The organism is Pseudomonas sp. SDI, from assembly GCF_003105155.1.
Lineage (GTDB): Bacteria > Pseudomonadota > Gammaproteobacteria > Pseudomonadales > Pseudomonadaceae > Aquipseudomonas.
Genome location: NZ_QETK01000048.1, coordinates 1 through 19773 on the forward strand (window position 1 = coordinate 1; position 19773 = coordinate 19773).

At 63.1% G+C, this 19773-nt stretch carries 21 protein-coding genes; 18 read left to right on the forward strand and 3 right to left on the reverse strand.

Going from position 1 to position 19773, the window contains the following annotated elements; genetic code table 11:
• Nucleotides 1-53: 53 nt before the first annotated feature.
• Together DCO48_RS21885 and DCO48_RS21890 are read right to left on the reverse strand one after the other, a co-directional pair.
• A complete protein-coding gene (locus DCO48_RS21885) occupies nucleotides 54-1067 on the reverse strand; it encodes a GNAT family N-acetyltransferase (protein WP_116552696.1) in 1014 nt (337 codons plus the stop codon).
• A gap of 61 nt (nucleotides 1068-1128) precedes the next feature.
• Nucleotides 1129-1917 carry an ABC transporter substrate-binding protein gene (locus tag DCO48_RS21890; protein ID WP_116552697.1) on the reverse strand — a complete coding sequence of 263 codons (789 nt, stop codon included), beginning with the start codon at nucleotides 1915-1917 and terminating at the stop codon, nucleotides 1129-1131.
• Between the two features lie 185 nt (nucleotides 1918-2102).
• Between DCO48_RS21890 and DCO48_RS21895 the strand changes: the two genes are divergently transcribed.
• A complete protein-coding gene (locus DCO48_RS21895) occupies nucleotides 2103-2654 on the forward strand; it encodes an exonuclease domain-containing protein (RefSeq protein WP_116552698.1) in 552 nt (183 codons plus the stop codon).
• Nucleotides 2655-2725: 71 nt separating this feature from the next.
• A complete protein-coding gene (locus tag DCO48_RS21900) occupies nucleotides 2726-3010 on the forward strand; it encodes a pyrimidine/purine nucleoside phosphorylase (protein WP_010225980.1) in 285 nt (94 codons plus the stop codon).
• Nucleotides 3011-3151: 141 nt separating this feature from the next.
• On the opposite strand, the gene DCO48_RS21905 is transcribed toward DCO48_RS21900, so the two are convergent.
• Nucleotides 3152-3856, reverse strand: a complete 705-nt coding sequence (locus tag DCO48_RS21905; protein WP_116552699.1) for an alpha/beta family hydrolase — start codon at nucleotides 3854-3856, stop codon at nucleotides 3152-3154.
• A 49-nt stretch (nucleotides 3857-3905) separates the two neighbouring features.
• Between DCO48_RS21905 and ccoN (DCO48_RS21910) the strand changes: the two genes are divergently transcribed.
• The 16 genes from ccoN (DCO48_RS21910) to DCO48_RS21985 all read left to right on the forward strand — a co-directional run bounded on the left by ccoN (DCO48_RS21910) (nucleotide 3906) and on the right by DCO48_RS21985 (nucleotide 19494).
• A complete protein-coding gene (ccoN, locus tag DCO48_RS21910; protein ID WP_116552700.1) occupies nucleotides 3906-5333 on the forward strand; it encodes a cytochrome-c oxidase, cbb3-type subunit I in 1428 nt (475 codons plus the stop codon).
• Nucleotides 5334-5343: 10 nt separating this feature from the next.
• Entirely contained in the window at nucleotides 5344-5952 is a 609-nt protein-coding gene (gene ccoO, locus DCO48_RS21915) for a cytochrome-c oxidase, cbb3-type subunit II (protein ID WP_116552701.1), read from the forward strand.
• A gap of 5 nt (nucleotides 5953-5957) precedes the next feature.
• Nucleotides 5958-6158: a CcoQ/FixQ family Cbb3-type cytochrome c oxidase assembly chaperone gene (locus DCO48_RS21920; protein WP_116552702.1), complete on the forward strand. Its 201-nt coding sequence runs from the start codon at nucleotides 5958-5960 to the stop codon at nucleotides 6156-6158.
• Nucleotides 6155-7090 (forward strand): cytochrome-c oxidase, cbb3-type subunit III, encoded by a 936-nt coding sequence (gene ccoP / locus DCO48_RS21925; RefSeq protein WP_116552703.1) that lies wholly within the window; start codon nucleotides 6155-6157, stop codon nucleotides 7088-7090. The genes DCO48_RS21920 and ccoP (DCO48_RS21925) overlap by 4 nt, the downstream gene beginning before the upstream one ends.
• A 488-nt stretch (nucleotides 7091-7578) precedes the next feature.
• Nucleotides 7579-9021, forward strand: coding sequence for a cytochrome-c oxidase, cbb3-type subunit I (ccoN, locus tag DCO48_RS21930; protein ID WP_116552704.1), 1443 nt, complete (start codon nucleotides 7579-7581; stop codon nucleotides 9019-9021).
• The gene (gene ccoO / locus DCO48_RS21935) at nucleotides 9021-9629 is read left to right on the forward strand and encodes a cytochrome-c oxidase, cbb3-type subunit II (protein ID WP_116552705.1); all 609 of its coding nucleotides are present in this window, start codon (nucleotides 9021-9023) and stop codon (nucleotides 9627-9629) included. The genes ccoN (DCO48_RS21930) and ccoO (DCO48_RS21935) overlap by 1 nt, the downstream gene beginning before the upstream one ends.
• 5 nt (nucleotides 9630-9634) lie before the next feature.
• Nucleotides 9635-9832, forward strand: coding sequence for a CcoQ/FixQ family Cbb3-type cytochrome c oxidase assembly chaperone (locus tag DCO48_RS21940; protein ID WP_010225992.1), 198 nt, complete (start codon nucleotides 9635-9637; stop codon nucleotides 9830-9832).
• Nucleotides 9829-10818 (forward strand): cytochrome-c oxidase, cbb3-type subunit III, encoded by a 990-nt coding sequence (gene ccoP, locus DCO48_RS21945; protein ID WP_116552706.1) that lies wholly within the window; start codon nucleotides 9829-9831, stop codon nucleotides 10816-10818. Before DCO48_RS21940 ends, ccoP (DCO48_RS21945) begins: the two co-directional genes overlap by 4 nt.
• A 295-nt stretch (nucleotides 10819-11113) precedes the next feature.
• A complete protein-coding gene (gene ccoG / locus DCO48_RS21950) occupies nucleotides 11114-12526 on the forward strand; it encodes a cytochrome c oxidase accessory protein CcoG (protein ID WP_116552707.1) in 1413 nt (470 codons plus the stop codon).
• 12 nt (nucleotides 12527-12538) lie between these two features.
• Entirely contained in the window at nucleotides 12539-13078 is a 540-nt protein-coding gene (locus tag DCO48_RS21955) for a FixH family protein (protein WP_116552708.1), read from the forward strand.
• 61 nt (nucleotides 13079-13139) lie between these two features.
• Entirely contained in the window at nucleotides 13140-15593 is a 2454-nt protein-coding gene (locus DCO48_RS21960; protein WP_116552709.1) for a heavy metal translocating P-type ATPase, read from the forward strand.
• Between the two features lie 12 nt (nucleotides 15594-15605).
• Nucleotides 15606-15830: a cbb3-type cytochrome oxidase assembly protein CcoS gene (ccoS, locus tag DCO48_RS21965; protein WP_116552710.1), complete on the forward strand. Its 225-nt coding sequence runs from the start codon at nucleotides 15606-15608 to the stop codon at nucleotides 15828-15830.
• Nucleotides 15823-16506, forward strand: a complete 684-nt coding sequence (locus tag DCO48_RS21970; protein WP_116552711.1) for a sulfite exporter TauE/SafE family protein — start codon at nucleotides 15823-15825, stop codon at nucleotides 16504-16506. The genes ccoS and DCO48_RS21970 overlap by 8 nt, the downstream gene beginning before the upstream one ends.
• 82 nt (nucleotides 16507-16588) lie before the next feature.
• Nucleotides 16589-17971: an oxygen-independent coproporphyrinogen III oxidase gene (hemN, locus tag DCO48_RS21975; RefSeq protein WP_116552712.1), complete on the forward strand. Its 1383-nt coding sequence runs from the start codon at nucleotides 16589-16591 to the stop codon at nucleotides 17969-17971.
• Nucleotides 17972-18157: 186 nt separating this feature from the next.
• The gene (fnrA, locus tag DCO48_RS21980) at nucleotides 18158-18892 is read left to right on the forward strand and encodes a Crp/Fnr family transcriptional regulator FnrA (RefSeq protein ID WP_116552713.1); all 735 of its coding nucleotides are present in this window, start codon (nucleotides 18158-18160) and stop codon (nucleotides 18890-18892) included.
• Nucleotides 18893-18945: 53 nt separating this feature from the next.
• The gene (locus DCO48_RS21985; protein WP_116552714.1) at nucleotides 18946-19494 is read left to right on the forward strand and encodes an adenine phosphoribosyltransferase; all 549 of its coding nucleotides are present in this window, start codon (nucleotides 18946-18948) and stop codon (nucleotides 19492-19494) included.
• Nucleotides 19495-19773: the final 279 nt, after the last annotated feature.

Here is a 19773-nt window from a genome sequence, read left to right on the forward strand (position 1 = left end):
GATGACCTAGGTCCTGTGGGAGCGGGCTTGTCCCGCGATGAGTTCTGCGCGAGCTACCCCAGCTTGCACCGTTCGAAAAACCGCTCCCGCCCCAGAATCATCAATGCTGCACGCTTGTGCGGGAAATCGAATTCCTTCTCGCAGTGGAAACACTGATCGTGCATGTAGCCGATCATCTTCGCGTTGTCCGCCCGCGGTTCGGCGACCACGCGCTGGGTGCGCGGGTCATCGAGGAACAGGTAGTGCACCAGCGCCGAGAGCCAGCTCGCCACCTTGTGCGGGCCGCGATGGGTTTCCTCGCCCACCAGCATATGAATGCCGCGATCGTAATCATCTACCGGATAGAACGGCGCAAGCCGGTCTTCCTTGGCCCAGTACGCCTCGAAATAGGCGAACGGCTCATCGTCGAAGCAGCCGATCAGGGTCAGCGTGTGCGGATCGGCTTCCAGCTTGCTCAGGTAATCGCGGTGCTGCGCCAGGCTGCCACCCTCCTGCCAGAAGTTCAGCACTCGCGGATTGTTCTGCCAGCGGTTGAAGCGCTCCAGGTCGCGGTCGATTTCCAGCGTGCGCAGCGACACCCAGGCCCCCAGGCGCGCATCGAAACGGCGATAGACCTCGCCCCGCGCTTTTGGCGCACGCAGCGGATGGCGCTTGCCGGCGGTCATCTGCATCTGCTGCGGATAGGCCAGGCCGAGCGACTCGCCCAGCCACGGCTGCGGCAGCTGCCAGAACACAGTGCGCTCGCAGCGATAGCAGCCCGCCTCATCGTCGGCCAGCAACAGGCCGCTGGCCAGGGCTGCCGCCGGCACTTCGGCGAGGTGCCAGTGCAGGCGCTGGCAGCCCGGATCGCGCGCGAACAACCAGTAGCAGGCCGCCCATAGGGCCTGCTCGGGACGCTCGCTACAGCTTTCTTCAACATGGATGGTCAGGGCCTCGCCGCGCTCCAGGCGCAAGCGAATCAGCGGCCGGCCCTCGAGCAGCAGGCTCAAACGGCACGCGGTTTCATCGCCGGCCAGACTGCGCCAGCGGGGCAAGGACAAGGTAGAGGAAGCACTATCGAACGACATGGTCTGGGCTCACGAAAGTGAAAAAGGCTCACCTTTGTGAACGTGACGCCCACGCATAAATTTACTGCGCGTGATGCGGACTCACACTGATCCGGTAGGGCTGGAAGATCTTCAACATCTGGCCGTTGTTGCGCAGTTGCTGGAGCAGGCGGTTGAACGCTGCGCCGCTGATCGGCGCATGGGGTCGCAGCAAGGCGTAGTGATGGTAGACCTGATCGACCCGCTCCGACGCCAACAGTTGCCCGGCGCTCTGCGGGTTGCGCACGAGAAAATCGCTGAGGTACGAACGCGTGACCAGGGCGATGTCGGCGCGGTCGCGCTGCACCATCAGCAGGTTGCTGTCATGGGAATAGGTCAGGGTCGCGTTATAGGTGTCGGCGAGGTACGTCGGGTCGGCATTGAACCCGGCAAAGGCGTAGTGATAGCCGCTGAACAGGGCCAGGCGCTTGCCGCTCAAGTCGGTAAAGTAGCCCTGATTGCGCTGGCCGTTGTTGTGCGTGACGAAAATTTCCGCATCCTCCAGGCCCATGTCGACGCTGTCGTGGGGAATCGTCTGCCAGCCCCAATCAGGGTTTTCGAAGATCGCCATGTCGATCCGACCTTGCTTGAAATCACCGAAACGGCGCGGGATCGACGTGGGCACCAGGACGAAACGGTACTGGCTCTGCATCTGGTTCAGCGCCTCGACCAGTTGCGGCAGCAAGCCGGTGTCGGCGCCCTGCTCCGGACGCACCGTGTAGGGCGGAAAATGCGCAGCACCGACCTTGACCTCAACGCCCTCCAGGGCAGAGGCCGGGAAGGCCCAGCAAACCAGGCCGAGGGACAACAAGGAGGACAACACCTGGGGCATTGGCGCTGAAATCAAGGCAACTCACTCTCACGGGGGGGGACGCGGATCGGGACTAAGCTAGGCGTTTTCCGGTATCAGCACAACTGCCGGATAGGCCAATTTCGAGCAGAAGGCAAAAAGCCACGGGATACCGCCAGGCCACGTGTTTAGCTACGCTCTAGCCACATCTTGCAGAGGAGCCTGGTATGGGCCATTGGCTGGTGATCGACCTGGAAGCCACCACCGACGACGGTGGCTGGCCGATCACGGATATGGAAATCATTGAAATTGGCGCCAGCCTGGTTAACCGCGACGGCCGCGAAGTGGATCACTTCCAGCGTTTCGTGCGGCCGCGGCGGCGCCCGCAACTGACCCCGTTCTGCCGCGAGCTGACCCACATCAGCCAGCACAACATCGACACGGCGGCGCCGTTTGCCGAGGTCTGGGCCCAGTTCGAGCGCTGGCTCGGACACCATCGGACAAGGCTCGAAGGCTGGCTCAGCTGGGGCGATTACGACCGCAAGCAGTTGCTGCAGGAATGGCAGTTACATCAGATCGACAGCCTGTTGGCCAGCGTCAGCCACATCAACCTCAAGCAGCGCTTTGCCAAGGCCCGGCATTTGCAGCGGCCATTGGGCTTGAACAGTGCCCTGCAACTGGCCGGCTTGCAATTCAGCGGTCAGCAGCATCGAGCCTTGGAAGATGCGCGCAATACTGCGCGGCTGCTGCCGTTGACCCTGCCGGTGGGCGGCCCCTGAAAGCGGATGACGAGGCTAGACGGCTTGGGCATACTGGCGAGCCTTTTTCGTCGCTTTTTCAGGAGTCGCCCATGTTTAAGGTCAACGAGTACTTTGATGGCACGGTCAAGTCCATCGCCTTTGGTACTGCCGAAGGTCCGGCCACGGTTGGCGTGATGGCCCCGGGCGAATATGAGTTCGGTACCGCCCAGCGTGAAATCATGCACGTGGTCTCCGGCGCCCTGACCGTCAAGCTGCCGGACAGCGACAACTGGGAAACCTTCTCGGCCGGCAGCCAGTTCAACGTCCCGGCCAACAGCAAGTTCCAACTGAAGGTTGCGGTCGATACTGCTTACCTGTGCGAGTACCGCGGCTAAGCGATCCCCGCTTTCTTTAGGCGCTGGCTTGCCTGCGATCGACTGCGAAGCAGTCGTAAACCGTGTATTCGCGGCTTGACTGACACACCGAGATTGCCTGTTCTGCTGCCGCTCTGCGGCAGATCGCAGGCAAGCCAGCGCCTACAGGGGCTGCATCTGCCTAGCGAATTCAGAAACCGCCTGCGCCGCCCGCGACAGATGCTGCGCCTGGGTAAAGCCCGAGGCCTTCAACGGCTTCAGGTCATGATCCGCCGCCTCCAGCCATAGCAGCTCGATCACCGGCGACAACGCATACCCCGCCACCGCCTGCCGATTGCCCAGCGCATCGCGCTCGCCCTGAACGATCAACGTCGGCGTCTTCAAGTCAGCCAGATGCGCCACCCGTGGCTTCTCCGGTTTGCCCGCCGCATAGAACGGGTAGCCCAGGCACACCAGACCCGCTACCCCCAGCTCATCGGCCAGCAGACTGGCCATGCGCCCGCCCATCGACTTGCCGCCAATGGCCAGCGGCCCAGCGACCAATGGTCGCACCTGCTCGACCACCTCGCGCCAGCGTTCCAGCAAGCGTGCCTGCGGGTTCGGCGGCCTTTTGCCACCATCGAGGCGGCGCTGGGCCATATACGGGAACTCGAAGCGCAGTACCCCCAGCCCTTGTTCCGCCAGCCTTTGCGCCATCTCGTCCATGAACCCGCTGTCCATCGGCGCGCCTGCGCCATGGGCCAGGATCAGGGTGCTAAAAGCGGCCCCATCCCCCTGATTTTGCGGGGCATTCCACAACCAGCCCGCGGCCTTCGCCCGTTGCGCTAATTGATCCCCGTCAATACCGGCGTGTTGCCCATTAATCATGCTTGCCTCGCTATTTAGCCTGCCTATAACCGTGGATGGGAACCCATACATGAACACAACCAGCAGTACCGCCTACAACTACAAGGTGGTCCGCCAATTCGCCATTATGACGGTGGTGTGGGGAATCGTCGGGATGGGGCTCGGCGTTTTTCTCGCCGCGCAACTCGTCTGGCCTTCGCTCAACTTCGACCTCCCGTGGACCAGCTTCGGTCGCCTGCGACCCTTGCACACCAATGCGGTGATCTTCGCCTTCGGCGGTTGCGCACTGTTCGCTGCTTCGTATTATTCGGTGCAGCGTACCTGCCAGACCACCCTGTTCTCGCCGCGCCTGGCCGCTTTCACCTTCTGGGCCTGGCAACTGGTGATCGTCCTGGCCGCCGTCAGCCTGCCGCTGGGCTTCACCAGTTCCAAGGAATATGCCGAACTGGAATGGCCGATCGACATCCTGATCACCATTGTCTGGGTCGCCTATGCCGTGGTGTTCTTCGGCACGCTGATGAAGCGCACCACCAAGCACATCTACGTGGGCAACTGGTTCTTCGGTGCATTCATCATCACCGTGGCGATCCTGCACATCGTCAACAACCTGGAAATCCCGGTCAGCCTGACCAAGTCCTACTCGCTGTACGGCGGCGCCACCGACGCCATGGTGCAGTGGTGGTACGGGCATAACGCGGTAGGCTTCTTCCTGACCGCCGGCTTCCTGGGGATGATGTACTACTTCGTACCCAAGCAGGCCGAACGGCCGGTGTACTCCTATCGCCTGTCGATCGTGCACTTCTGGGCACTGATCACCCTGTACATCTGGGCCGGTCCGCACCACCTGCACTACACCGCCCTGCCCGACTGGGCGCAGTCGCTGGGCATGGTCATGTCGCTGATCCTCCTGGCACCGAGCTGGGGCGGCATGATCAACGGCATGATGACCCTCTCGGGGGCCTGGCATAAGCTGCGCAGCGACCCGATCCTGCGCTTCCTGGTGGTGTCGCTGGCGTTCTACGGCATGTCGACCTTCGAAGGTCCGATGATGGCGATCAAGACCGTCAACGCCCTCTCGCACTACACCGACTGGACCATCGGTCACGTCCACGCCGGAGCCCTGGGCTGGGTCGCGATGATTTCGATCGGCGCCCTGTACCACATGATCCCGAAAGTCTTCGGTCGCGAGCAGATGTACAGCCTCGGCCTGATCAACGCGCACTTCTGGCTGGCGACCATCGGCACCGTGCTCTACATCGCCTCGATGTGGGTCAACGGCATCGCCCAGGGCCTGATGTGGCGCGCGGTGAACGCCGACGGCACGCTGACCTACTCCTTCGTCGAAACCCTGGTCGCCAGCCACCCTGGCTTCATCGTGCGCTTCGTCGGCGGTGCGATCTTCCTGACCGGCATGCTGCTGATGGCCTGGAACACCTGGCGCACCGTGCGTGCCCCGGTGACCGCGGCCGCGTCTGCACCTGCTGCGCAGCTGGCCTGAGGAGAACCTGATGAAACATGAAGTAATCGAGAAGAACGTCTTCCTGCTGGTGCTGCTGATGGTGTTTGCCGTGAGCATCGGCGGCCTGACCCAGATCGTCCCGCTGTTCTTCCAGGACGTCACCAACAACCCGGTCGAGGGCATGAAGCCCTACACCGCGCTGCAACTGGAAGGCCGCGACATCTACATCCGTGAAGGCTGCGTCCAGTGCCACTCGCAGATGATCCGTCCGTTCCGCGCCGAAACCGAACGCTACGGTCACTACTCGGTCGCCGGTGAAAGCGTCTGGGACCATCCGTTCCTCTGGGGCTCCAAGCGTACCGGCCCGGACCTGGCCCGTGTGGGTGGCCGCTACTCCGACGACTGGCACCGTGCGCACCTGTACAACCCGCGCAACGTCGTGCCCGAGTCGAAGATGCCGGCCTACCCATGGCTGGTAGCCAACCAGGTCGACAGCAGCCACACCGAGACCAAGCTGCGCACCATGCGCACCCTCGGCGTGCCGTACACCGACGAGGACATCGCCGGTGCCGTCGAGTCGATCAAGGGCAAGACCGAAATGGACGCCCTGGTCGCCTACCTCCAGGTGCTTGGCACCGCGATCAAGAACAAGAGGTAAGCGCCATGGACTTCACCCTGGATATCGGCCAGTTGCGCGGCCTGGGCACCCTGCTGGTAGCGATTGCCTTCATCGGCATGTCGCTGTGGGTGTTCAGCCGCCGCCGCGACCCTGAGTTCGCCGAGGCGAGCCTGTTGCCCTTCGCCGACGAGCGCCTGCCACAAGCCGCCACCGAAGAAAAAGCCCTGAGGAGTACCCGGCAATGACCACCTTCTGGAGTACGTACATCTGCGTACTGACCATCGGCAGCCTGATCGGCCTGACCTGGCTGCTGCTCGGCACGCGCAAGGGCGAAAGCCCGGGCACGACTGACCAGACCATGGGCCACAGCTTCGACGGCATCGAGGAATACGACAACCCGCTGCCCAAGTGGTGGTTCTGGCTGTTCGTCGGCACCCTGGTGTTCTCCGTCGGCTACCTGATCCTCTACCCGGGCCTGGGCAACTGGAAAGGCATCCTGCCCGGTTACCAGGACGGCTGGACCGGCGTTAACGAATGGCAGAAAGAGATGGACAAGGCCGACGCCAAGTTCGGACCGATCTTTGCCAAGTTCGCCGCCATGCCGGTAGAGGAAGTGGCCAAGGACCCGCAAGCGCTGAAAATGGGCGGACGCCTGTTCGCCTCCAACTGCGCCGTGTGCCACGGTTCCGACGCCAAGGGCGCTTACGGCTTCCCTAACCTCACCGACAAGGACTGGCGCTGGGGTGGCGAGCCGGAAACCATCAAGGCCTCGATCATGGGCGGTCGTCACGGTGTGATGCCGGCCTGGGCCGAGGTGATTGGTGAACAGGGCGTGGCCGATGTGGCCGCCTTCGTCCTCAGCAACCTCGATGGCCGCAGCCTGCCGGAAGGCACCAAAGCCGACCCGGCCAACGGCGAGAAGCTCTTCGCAACCAACTGCGTGGCCTGTCACGGCCCGCAGGGCAAGGGCACCCCGGCCATGGGCGCACCCGACCTGACTCACCCGCAAGCGTTCATCTACGGTTCGAGCTTCGCCCAGTTGCAACAGACCATCCGTTACGGCCGTCAGGGCCAGATGCCGGCGCAGCAGGAAATCCAGGGCAACGACAAAGTCCACCTGCTGGCGGCCTATGTCTACAGCCTGTCGCAGGAAGCGGAAAGCGTTTCTGCCAAGTGAAACGATTGTGTAACTGAGCCTTGACTGAAAACGCCGCACCTCACCAGGGTGCGGCGTCCGCCCCGGCACTTGTGACAAAGTGTCGCACCCCGTATCGCCCTCCCCTTGCACCCCCTCCGAACGAGACTAAGCTTGTTGCCACAGTGGCTTTGAGTTTGGTCGCCTGCGCCGATCCTCGGCGGAATGATGGCCATCAATTTGCCGCAAAGGCTGACAGATACCGGGCCATCTATCTGTCAGGATTATTCCCGCTGAAAAAATTAAGACAAAGCGCAGCACTTAGATGCAGACAAAGAAACGCAATTTTGGTGTACATCAAGCACTTATGATTGTGTACAATCTTTGCCACGGAATGGCTGGAACCGCCGTAAAATCGGCCTTGGCAAGCTGCCGCGCGAGGTCCATCGCGTTGCAATACCCACACTGTTTATACATACTTGCGCCGATTTTTTAACCAACAAAAACACCCAAAACCGTGGAACCTTAGAATGAGCACAGCAATCAGTCCGACTGCTTATAACTATAAGGTCGTCCGCCAGTTCGCCATCATGACGGTGGTCTGGGGGATCCTTGGCATGGGGCTCGGCGTCTTCATCGCCTCGCAACTGGTCTGGCCTCAGCTGAACCTTGATTTGCCCTGGACGACCTTTGGACGCCTTCGCCCGTTGCACACCAACCTGGTGATTTTCGCCTTCGGTGGTTGTGCACTGTTCGCCACTTCCTACTACGTCGTGCAGCGTACCTGCCAGACGCGGTTGATCTCCGACAGCCTCGCCGCCTTCACCTTCTGGGGTTGGCAAGCGGTGATCGTCGGTGCACTGATCACCCTGCCGATGGGATACACGACCACCAAGGAATATGCAGAGCTGGAATGGCCGATCGCCATTTTGCTGGCCATTGTCTGGGTGACCTACGGCCTGGTGTTCTTCGGCACCATCGTCAAGCGCAAGACCAAGCACATCTATGTCGGTAACTGGTTCTACGGTGCCTTCATCGTGGTCACGGCGATGCTGCACATCGTCAACCACGCCTCGCTGCCGGTCAGCCTGTTCAAGTCCTACTCGGCGTATTCGGGTGCCACCGACGCCATGATCCAGTGGTGGTACGGGCACAACGCCGTAGGTTTCTTCCTGACCACCGGCTTCCTCGGCATGATGTACTACTTCGTACCGAAACAGGCCGAGCGTCCGATCTACTCCTATCGCCTGTCGATCGTGCACTTCTGGGCACTGATCACCCTGTACATCTGGGCCGGCCCGCACCACCTGCACTACACCGCCCTGCCGGACTGGGCGCAGTCGCTGGGCATGGCCATGTCGATCATCCTGCTGGCGCCAAGCTGGGGCGGCATGATCAACGGCATGATGACCCTCTCGGGCGCCTGGCATAAATTGCGCACCGACCCGATCCTGCGTTTCCTCGTGGTGTCGCTGGCGTTCTACGGCATGTCGACCTTCGAAGGGCCGATGATGGCGATCAAGACCGTCAACTCGCTGTCGCACTACACCGACTGGACCATCGGCCACGTCCACGCCGGCGCCCTGGGCTGGGTCGCGATGATCTCGATCGGCGCCCTGTACCACATGATCCCGAAAGTCTACGGTCGCGCGCAGATGCACAGCATCGGCCTGATCAACGCGCACTTCTGGCTGGCGACCATCGGCACCGTGCTGTACATCGCTTCGATGTGGGTCAACGGCATCACCCAAGGCCTGATGTGGCGCGCTATCAACGACGACGGCACCCTCACCTACTCCTTCGTCGAAGCCCTCCAGGCCAGCCACCCGGGCTTCATCGTCCGTGCCCTGGGCGGTGCGTTCTTCGCCTCCGGCATGCTGCTGATGGCGTACAACGTCTTCCGTACCGTTCGCGCCTCGCAGCCGGCTGAAGCCGAAGCTGCCGCGCAGATCGCCGTAGTTGGAGCTCACTGATGAAGCATGAAGTAGTCGAGAAGAATATCGGCCTGCTGGCCTTCTTCATGGTCATCGCCGTGAGCATCGGCGGCCTGACCCAGATCGTCCCGCTGTTCTTCCAGGACGTCACCAACAAGCCGGTCGAGGGCATGAAGCCACGCACCGCGCTGGAACTGGAAGGCCGCGACGTGTACATCGCCAACGGCTGTGTCGGCTGCCACTCGCAGATGATCCGTCCGTTCCGCGCCGAAACCGAACGCTATGGCCATTACTCGGTCGCCGGTGAAAGCGTCTGGGACCACCCGTTCCTCTGGGGCTCCAAGCGTACCGGGCCGGACCTGGCCCGCGTCGGCGGTCGCTACTCCGACGACTGGCACCGTGCACACCTGTACAACCCGCGCAACGTCGTACCCGAGTCGAAGATGCCGTCCTACCCATGGCTGGTAGAGAACAAGCTCGACGGCAAGGAAACCGCGAAGAAGATGGAAGTCCTGCGCACCCTCGGCACGCCGTACACCGACGAAGACATCGCCGGTGCCCGCGACGCGGTCAAGGGCAAGACTGAAATGGACGCCCTGGTTGCCTACCTGCAAGGCCTGGGCACCATCATCAAAAGCAAACGGTGACCTTGATGGATATCGGGATGATTCGTGGCCTGGGCACCGTCGTGGTGATGGTGGCCTTTATCGGCCTGGCGTTGTGGGTGTTCAGTTCGCGGCGTAAATCCGAGTTCGACGAAGCGACCATGCTGCCTTTTGCGGATGATCCCGAAGCCAGCAAGCATGTCGAGCAAGCGCAAGCGAAAGCGTCTAGGAGTAACAACGAATGACTACCTTCTGGAGTCTGTACGTCACCGTTCTGAGTCTGGGCACCATCTTTGCCCTGACCTGGCTGCTGCTGTCCACCCGTAAGGGCCAGCGCAGCGAAGCCACCGATGAAACCGTGGGCCACTCCTTCGATGGCATCGAGGAGTACGACAACCCGCTGCCGAAATGGTGGTTCATGCTGTTCGTCGGCACCATCGTGTTTGCCCTGGGTTACCTGGTGCTGTACCCGGGCCTGGGCAACTGGAAAGGTCTGCTGCCGGGGTATGCCTACCTGGATAACGACAAGAAGACCGAGTTCGCCAACGGCCAGCAGGGCTGGACCGGGGTGCACGAGTGGGAGAAGGAAATGGCCCGCTCGGACGCCAAGTTCGGGCCGATCTTCGCCAAATTCGCCGCGATGCCAATTGAAGAAGTCGCCAAGGACCCGCAAGCACTGAAGATGGGCGGCCGCCTGTTCGCCTCCAACTGCTCGGTGTGCCACGGCTCCGACGCCAAGGGCTCCTACGGTTTCCCTAACCTGACCGACGCCGACTGGCGCTGGGGCGGCGAGCCGGAAACCATCAAGGCCACCATCATGGGCGGTCGTCACGGCGTGATGCCGGCCTGGGCGGAAGTGATCGGCGAGCAAGGCGTGGCCGATGTCGCCGCCTACGTGCTGAGCAACCTCGATGGCCGGACCTTGCCGGAAGGCACCAAGGCCGACCCGGCCAATGGCCAGAAGCTCTTCGCAGCCAACTGTGTGGCGTGCCACGGGCCGGAAGGCAAAGGCACCCCGGCCATGGGCGCGCCGAACCTGACCCACCCACAGGCGTTCATCTACGGTTCGAGCTTCGCGCAACTGCAGCAGACCATCCGTTACGGCCGTCAGGGCCAGATGCCTGCCCAGGAAGCGATTCAGGGCAACGACAAGGTTCACCTGCTGGCGGCTTATGTCTACAGCCTGTCGCACCAGGGTGAGCCGGCGGCAGAGGCGGCCAAGGCGGAGTAATCCGGCGGGCTGCACACAAGGCCCCGTCAGTGAAGGCTGGCGGGGCTTTTTTACAACTGCCGGGTTGCCGATCGCCGGCAAGTCCAGCAGGGCCTTCAAAGCAGCCTCACATGACCCAGATCAATTGACAGCGCCCAATACACTAATCGACAGGCAAACCCAACGCGACCAAACGCCACACCCATGCCCCAGGCTGCCACTACAGGCGTATCATGCGAACCAGAGCAGCAAACACTTCTGACTGCGGTCAGCACGCACTGGCCGCGGCATTATTCCACTGCCGTGGGACTCAATGATGAGCAAGCAGATTCCGGTACATGATGTCACCCCGCCTGCCAAGACAGACAACAGCGTAGACCTCTACGCCTCTCGGGAAAAAATCTACACCCGCGCCTTCACCGGCCTCTTCCGCAACCTGCGCATGGTGGGTGGAGCGGTCCTGTTCCTGCTGTATTTCGGCACCGTCTGGCTCAACTGGGGCGGTCACCAGGCCGTCTGGTGGAACCTGCCGGAGCGCAAGTTCTACATCTTCGGCACCACCATCTGGCCGCAAGACTTCATCCTCCTCTCCGGCATCCTGATCGTCGCTGCCTTCGGCCTGTTCTTCATTACCGTGTTCGCCGGGCGTGTCTGGTGCGGCTACACCTGCCCGCAAAGCGTCTGGACGTGGATCTTCATGTGGTGTGAAAAGGTCACCGAAGGCGACCGCAACCAGCGCATCAAGCTCGACAAGGCGCCGATGAGCGCCAACAAGTTCCTGCGCAAGCTGGCCAAGCACAGCATGTGGCTGGCCATCGGCTTCGTCACCGGCATGACCTTCGTCGGTTACTTCTCGCCGATCCGCGAACTGCTGGTGGAGTTCTTCACCGGCCAGGCCGATGGCTGGGCCTACTTCTGGGTCGGTTTCTTCACCCTCGCCACCTACGGCAACGCCGGCTGGCTGCGTGAGCAGGTGTGCGTGTACATGTGCCCGTACGCCCGTTTCCAGAGCGTGATGTTCGACAAGGACACGCTGATCGTCTCCTACGACCCGCGCCGTGGCGAAACCCGCGGCCCGCGGAAAAAAGACCTCGACTACAAGGCCAAGGGCCTCGGCGACTGCATCGACTGCACCATGTGCGTACAGGTCTGCCCGACCGGCATCGACATCCGCGACGGCCTGCAGATCGAGTGCATCGGCTGCGCCGCCTGCATCGACGCCTGCGACAGCATCATGGACAAGATGAACTACCCGCGCGGGCTGATCAGCTACACCACCGAGCACAACCTGTCCGGGCAAAAGACGCACATGATGCGCCCGCGCCTGATCGGTTACTTCATCGTCCTGCTGGTGATGATCGGCCTGCTCGCCAGTGCCTTCGTGATGCGCTCGCTGGTCGGCTTCGACGTCAGCAAGGACCGCGTGCTCTACCGCGAGAACGCCCAGGGCCGGATCGAGAACGTCTACAGCCTGAAGGTGATGAACAAGGACCAGCGCGACCACGTCTACGTGCTCGATGCCGCCGGCCTGCCGGACTTGAAGCTGGAAGGTGCGCGGGAGATCCGCGTGGCCGCTGGCGATATCGTCAGCTTGCCGGTGCAGCTGTCGATGGCCCCGGAAAAACTGCCATCGACCACCAACGAAGTGACATTCATCCTCAAGGACGCCGACGACAGCGGCACCGAGGTTCAAGCCAAGAGCCGGTTCATCGGCCCACAAGTTCGCTAAGAGAGTTTATTCATGCCCGCAGCTACCGCCTCCAGCCCCTGGTACAAGCACCTCTGGCCGTGGATCATCATCGGCGTACTGGCCACCTCGGTGACCCTCAGCCTGACCATGGTGACCATTGCGGTGAACAACCCGGACAACCTGGTCAACGACAACTACTACGAGGCCGGCAAGGGCATCAACCGCTCGCTCGACCGTGAGTTGCTCGGCCAGACGCTGCAATTGAAGGCGAACATCCATCTCGACGAGCTGACTGGCGAAGTCGACCTGCGCCTGACCGGCAACAGCCAGCCGCAGACTCTGGAACTGAACCTGATCTCGCCAACCCAGCCGGAGAAAGACCGCCGGGTGATCCTCACCCGCAGCGACAGCGAGGCCGGCCGCTACCTTGGCCAACTGACCGACCGGATCGAAGGCCGGCGCTTTGTCGAACTGCTCGGGCAGGAAGGCGCGCAAACCTGGCGCCTGTTCGAGGAAGAGCAGGTCAGCCATGATGCGACCCTGGTGCTGGGCGATGAGGCGTTGCAGGGGGCTGAACATCTCGAGAAATGAGTCGACCCCGATCGCCGGCAACGCCGGCGATAGCCTCACCACCGAATCGCGATAAGAACTCATGACCAGCCCAACGCCTTGCTACCACTGCGCCCTGCCCGTCCCGGCCGGCAGCCATTTCACCGCCGTGGTGCTCGGCGAGTCGCGGCCGTTCTGCTGCCCCGGTTGCCAGGCGGTGGCCGAAGCCATCGTCGCCGGCAAGCTGGAGAGCTACTACCAGCACCGCAGCGAAGCCAGTGCCAACCCTGAAGCGCTGCCCCAGCAACTGGTCGACGAGCTGGCCCTGTACGACCGCGCCGATGTGCAACAGCCCTACGTGCGCCACGATGGCAGCCAGGCGGAAACCACCCTCCTGATCGAAGGCATCAGTTGCGCCGCCTGCGGCTGGCTGATCGAGAAACACCTGCGCAACCTGCCCGGCGTCGCCGAGGCCCGGCTCAACCTGTCCAACCATCGCCTGCACGTGAACTGGAGCGACAGCGAACTGCCGCTGTCGCGCCTGCTCGGCGAATTGCGCCAGATCGGCTACGCCGCCCACCCGTACCAGGCCGACCGCGCTGCCGAACAGCTGGCCAGCGAAAACCGTACCGCCCTGCGCCAGCTTGGCGTGGCCGGGCTGCTGTGGTTCCAGGCGATGATGGCGACCATGGCCACCTGGCCGGAATTCAACATCGACCTGAGCCCCGAACTGCACACCATCCTGCGTTGGGTGGCGCTGTTCCTGACCACGCCGATCGTCTTCTACAGCTGCGCGCCGTTCTTCCGCGGCGCCGCCCGCGACCTGCGCACTCGCCACCTGACCATGGACGTCTCGGTATCGCTGGCGATCGGCCTGGCCTATTTCGCCGGGATCTGGACCGCCATCACCGGCAGCGGCGAGCTGTATTTCGATGCCGTCGGCATGTTCGCGCTGTTCCTCCTGGCCGGGCGCTACCTGGAGCGCCGCGCCCGCGAACGCACCGCCGCTGCCACCGCGCAACTGGTCAACCTGCTGCCGGCGTCGTGCCTGCGCCTGAATGCCAATGGCAACAGCGAACGCATCCTGCTGCGCGAACTGCAACTCGGCGAACGCGTGCTGGTGCACCCCGGCGCGGTAATGCCAGCCGACGGACGCATCGTCGACGGCCAGTCGAGCATCGACGAATCGCTGCTCACCGGCGAATACCTGCCACAGCCGCGCCAGCGCGGCGATACGGTCACCGCCGGCACGCTCAACGTCGAAAGCGCATTGACCGTGGAAGTCCAGGCCCTGGGCCAGGACACTCGCCTGTCGGCCATCGTCCGTCTGCTCGAACGCGCCCAGTCGGAAAAACCGCGCCTGGCGCAAATCGCCGACCGTGCCTCGCAGTGGTTCCTGCTGTTCTCGCTGGTCGCGGCGGCAGGCATCGGCCTGCTCTGGTGGCAGCTGGACGCCTCGCGGGCGTTCTGGATCGTGTTGGCGATGCTGGTCGCCACCTGCCCCTGCGCCCTCTCGCTGGCCACGCCCACTGCGCTCACCGCAGCCACCGGCACCCTGCACAAGCTCGGCCTGCTGCTGACCCGTGGCCACGTGCTGGAAGGCCTGAACCAGATCGACACGGTCATTTTCGACAAGACCGGCACCCTCACCGAAGGCCGCCTGACCCTGCGCGCCATCCGCCCGCTGGGCGCGCTGCACGCCGACCAGTGCCTGCGCCTGGCCGCCGCGCTCGAACATCGCTCCGAACACCCGATTGCACGTGCCTTCGGCCGCACCGTGGCGGTTGCCGAGGATGTGCAGAGCACGCCGGGGCTTGGCCTCGAAGGCCGGGTCGAACAACAACAGCTACGGATCGGCCAACCGGCGTTTGTCTGTGACCTCAGTGGCACAGCGCTGCCGGCGATGCCCGACGAACCGGGCCAGTGGCTGCTGCTCGGCGACTGCCAGGGCCCGCTGGCCTGGTTCGTCCTAGACGACCGCCTGCGCCAGGACGCCGCCGACCTGCTCGCCGCCTGCCGCGCGCGGGGCTGGCAGACCCTGCTGCTGTCTGGCGACAGCTCGCCGATGGTCGCCAGCGTTGCGGCGGAATTGAAGATCGACCAGGCCATCGGCGGCCTGCGCCCGGACGACAAACTGCAACGCCTCAACGCCTTGCAGCAACAGGGACACAAGGTATTGATGCTCGGCGACGGGGTGAACGACGTGCCGGTGCTGGCCGCCGCCGACATCAGCATCGCCATGGGCTCGGCCACCGACCTGGCCAAGACCAGCGCCGACGCTGTGCTGCTGTCCAACCGCCTCGACGCGCTGGTGCAAGCGTTCAGCCTGGCCAGGCGCACGCGCCGGATCATTATCGAGAACCTGCTCTGGGCCGCCCTGTATAATGGCCTCATGTTGCCGTTTGCCGCGCTGGGCTGGATCACCCCGATCTGGGCGGCGGTCGGCATGTCGGTGAGTTCGCTGATCGTGGTACTCAATGCCCTGCGTCTGACCCGGATCAAGGGCCTGGCACCGGCAACCGGCAACCACACTGCCATCCACCCGGCCACAGCCTGATCAGGAGTTCCCATGCCCGCGCTCTACGTCATGATTCCGGCCGCGCTGCTGATCGTCGCCATTGCCGTCTACATTTTTTTCTGGGCGGTGGACAGCGGCCAGTACGACGACCTCGACGGCCCCGCCCACAGCATCCTGTTCGACGATCAGGACCCGAATCATCAGGCCGCGCTGGACGAAACCAAGCCCGCCGACAGCGCCCCTGCAGACGACAGAGGCGCGCCACCCCGTGCTTGAGTTGTTGCCCCTGCTGAGTTCGGCACTGATCCTCGGCCTGCTTGGCGGCGGCCATTGCCTGGGCATGTGCGGCGGCCTGATGGGCGCGCTGACCCTGGCCATCCCCAAAGAGCAGCGCAGCCGGCGTTTCCGCCTGCTGCTGGCCTACAACCTCGGGCGGATCCTCAGCTATGCCAGCGCCGGCCTGCTGCTCGGCCTGGCCGGCTGGGCACTGGCCGACAGTCCGTTGGCGCTGGCCATGCGCGTGGTGGCGGCGCTCTTGCTGGTCTGCATGGGCCTGTACCTGGCCGGCTGGTGGAGCGGCCTGACCCGCATCGAAAGCCTCGGCCGGGGCGTGTGGCGGCATATCCAGCCAGTCGCCAACCGCCTGCTGCCGGTGTCCAGCCTGCCGCGGGCATTGCTGCTCGGCGCACTGTGGGGCTGGCTGCCCTGCGGGCTGGTCTACAGCACCCTGCTCTGGGCCGCCAGCCAGGGCAATGCCGGGCACAGCGCGCTGCTGATGCTCGCCTTCGGCCTGGGCACCTGGCCGGTGCTGCTGGCCACCGGGCTGGCCGCCGAGCGTACCGGGGCGCTGTTGCGCCAGCGTGGCGTGCGCGTGGCCGGCGGCGTACTGGTGATCCTGTTCGGCCTGTGGACCCTGCCGGGCCCGCACCAGCACTGGCTGATGGGCCACTGATCCGCTTTTGATACAAATCAACACGCTCTGTACCAAGGCTCCCTAGACTCCGGGCATTGACACCATTCCAGGGACTGCCGCCATGATCGACGCCCTCTGCTGGGACCCTGACCTGATTCGTCGCTACGATCTGGCGGGCCCGCGCTACACCTCCTACCCGACCGCCGTGCAGTTGCACAACCAGGTCGGCTCGTTCGACCTGCTGCACGCGCTGCGCGACAGCCGCCGGGTGGCCCGGCCGCTATCGCTGTATGTGCACGTGCCGTTCTGCGCGAACATCTGCTACTACTGCGCCTGTAACAAGGTCATTACCAAGGACCGCGGCCGTGCCCTGCCCTACCTGCAGCGCCTGGAGCAGGAAATCCAGCTGATCGCCTGCCACCTCGACCCGAAACAGACCGTCGAGCAGTTGCACCTGGGCGGCGGCACCCCGACCTTCCTCAGCCATGTCGAACTGCGCCAGTTGATGGCGCACCTGCGCCAGCACTTCAACCTGCTCGACGACGACTCCGGCGACTATGGCATCGAGATCGACCCGCGCGAAGCCGATTGGTCGACCATGGGCCTGCTTCGCGAGCTGGGTTTCAATCGTGTCAGCCTCGGCGTGCAGGACCTCGACCCGCTGGTACAGCGGGCGATCAACCGCCTGCAAAGCCTGGAGCAGACCCGCGCCATCGTCGAGGCGGCGCGCACCCTGCAGTTCCGCTCGATCAACCTCGACCTGATCTACGGCCTGCCCAAGCAGACCCCGGAAGGTTTCGCCCGCACCGTCGACGAGGTGATCAAGCTGCAACCCGATCGGCTCTCGGTGTTCAACTATGCGCACCTGCCCGAGCGTTTCATGCCGCAGCGGCGCATCGACGCCAGCGAACTGCCGTCGCCGGGCGCGAAGCTGGAAATGCTCCAGCGCACCATCGAGCAACTGACGGCCGCCGGCTACCGCTACATCGGCATGGACCATTTCGCCCTGCCCGACGACGAGCTGGCGATTGCCCAGGAAGAATCGACCCTGCAGCGCAACTTCCAGGGCTACACCACCCATGGCCATTGCGACCTGATCGGCCTGGGCGTGTCGGCCATCAGCCAGATCGGCGACCTGTACTGCCAGAACAGCAGCGACCTCAACGAATACCAGAGCGCCCTCGACGCGGCGCAACTGGCCACCCGTCGCGGGCTGATCTGCAATCAGGACGACCGCATCCGCCGCGCCGTGATCCAGCAGTTGATCTGCCATTTCGAGCTGGATTTCGAGAGCATCGAACAGGCCTTCACCATCGATTTTCGCGGCTATTTCAACGACCAATGGCCGGCCCTGCAGGCCATGGCCAAGGACGGCCTGATCAAACTGGAGCACGAACGTATCGAGGTGCTGCCGGCTGGACGCCTGCTGGTGCGTTCGGTGTGCATGGTGTTCGACGCCTACCTGGACCTGCACAACCGCCAGCGTTTCTCCCGGGTTATCTGAGTACCGGGCCATTCCCCCACACTTAACGTGGACAGCTTTTCTTGTGAGGCTCACTATCTAGACCGTATCGGCCTACCCTTGCCGAACGTACGACCGGCTTGCACCCAAACCGAGCAAGCTGGCCCGAACCGGGGTTCCTGAGGTACCCTTACGGCTTATGTGTGCTTTCCCACAAGGATTGATGAAATGTCCGAGCCAGTTAAACTGCGCGCTCATAACCAGGCCCATTGCAAGGATTGCAGCCTGGCGCCACTGTGCCTACCCCTGTCGCTGAACCTGGAAGACATGGATGCACTGGATGAAATCGTCAAACGCGGGCGACCGCTGAAAAAAGGCGAATTTCTGTTCCGGCAGGGCGACAATTTCGGCTCTGTTTATGCCGTTCGTTCCGGTGCACTGAAAACTTTCAGTCTGAGCGACAGCGGCGAAGAGCAGATTACCGGCTTCCACCTGCCCAGCGAGCTGGTCGGTCTGTCCGGCATGGACACCGAAGCCTACCCGGTCTCGGCTCAGGCACAGGAAACCACCTCGGTCTGCGAGATTCCGTTCGAGCGCCTGGACGAGCTGTCGGTCCAGTTGCCACAGTTGCGTCGGCAGTTGATGCGAGTGATGAGCCGGGAGATCCGCGACGACCAGCAAATGATGCTGCTGCTATCGAAAAAGACCGCCGACGAGCGTATCGCGACCTTCCTGGTCAACCTCTCGGCGCGCTTCCGCGCCCGTGGCTATTCGGCCAACCAGTTCCGTTTGAGCATGTCGCGCAACGAGATCGGCAACTACCTGGGGCTGGCGGTGGAAACCGTCTCGCGGGTGTTTACCCGCTTCCAGCAGAACGGCCTGATCGAAGCCGAAGGCAAGGAAGTGCGGATCGTCGACCCGATTCAGCTGTGTGCCTTGGCCGGTGGTTCGGCGGAGAGCTGAAACGTCCTACAGCGGGTATACTGCCGACGTTTGTTTCCCAGGATACCCGCCTCATGCACAGCGACAATTTCGACCTCAAATCCCTGATCCGCCCGGTACCGGATTTTCCCAAACCGGGGGTGATCTTCCGCGATATCACGCCGTTGTTTCAGTCGCCGCGTGGCTTGCGCTATGTTGCCGACCAGTTTATCGAGCGCTATGTCGAGGCTGAGTTCAGCCACATCGGAGCCATGGACGCACGCGGGTTCCTGATCGGTTCGATCATTGCACATCAACTGAACAAGCCGCTGATCCTGTTCCGCAAACAAGGCAAGCTGCCGGCCGACGTGTTGTCCGAAGGGTATCAGACCGAGTACGGCGAGGCGTTTCTCGAAGTGCACGCCGACAGCCTCTGCGAAGGTGATGCGGTGCTGATTTTCGATGACCTGATTGCGACGGGGGGCACCCTGCTGGCAGCGGCCAACCTGGTGCGGCGGATGGGCGCTGCGGTGTTCGAGGCAGCCGCGATCATCGACCTGCCGGAGCTGGGTGGGTCGCAGAAACTTCTTGAAGCAGGGATCGAGAGTTTCTGCCTGACCGAGTTTTCGCTTAGCGAGCGGTGATTTTTTTTTGGGGGGGGGGCGGTGGGCTTATCCGTTTTGGATAGTGGCCGGGCTGGCCCCTTCCGCCCTGACGGCGGCTTACTTTTTTTCAGTCGAAAAAAAAAGTAAGCAAAAAATTCTCGCCCCACCTCTCGGCCCTACGCTGCGCTTCGGGTCCCCTCCCTCCGCCTACGATCCGCGGGGACCGCGCCGACGGCCCATCCATGGGCCAACGGCGCTTTCGGGCCATCCATGGCCCTCACCCCACAGATCGCAGGCTCCACTCGGCCTCGGGTTAAC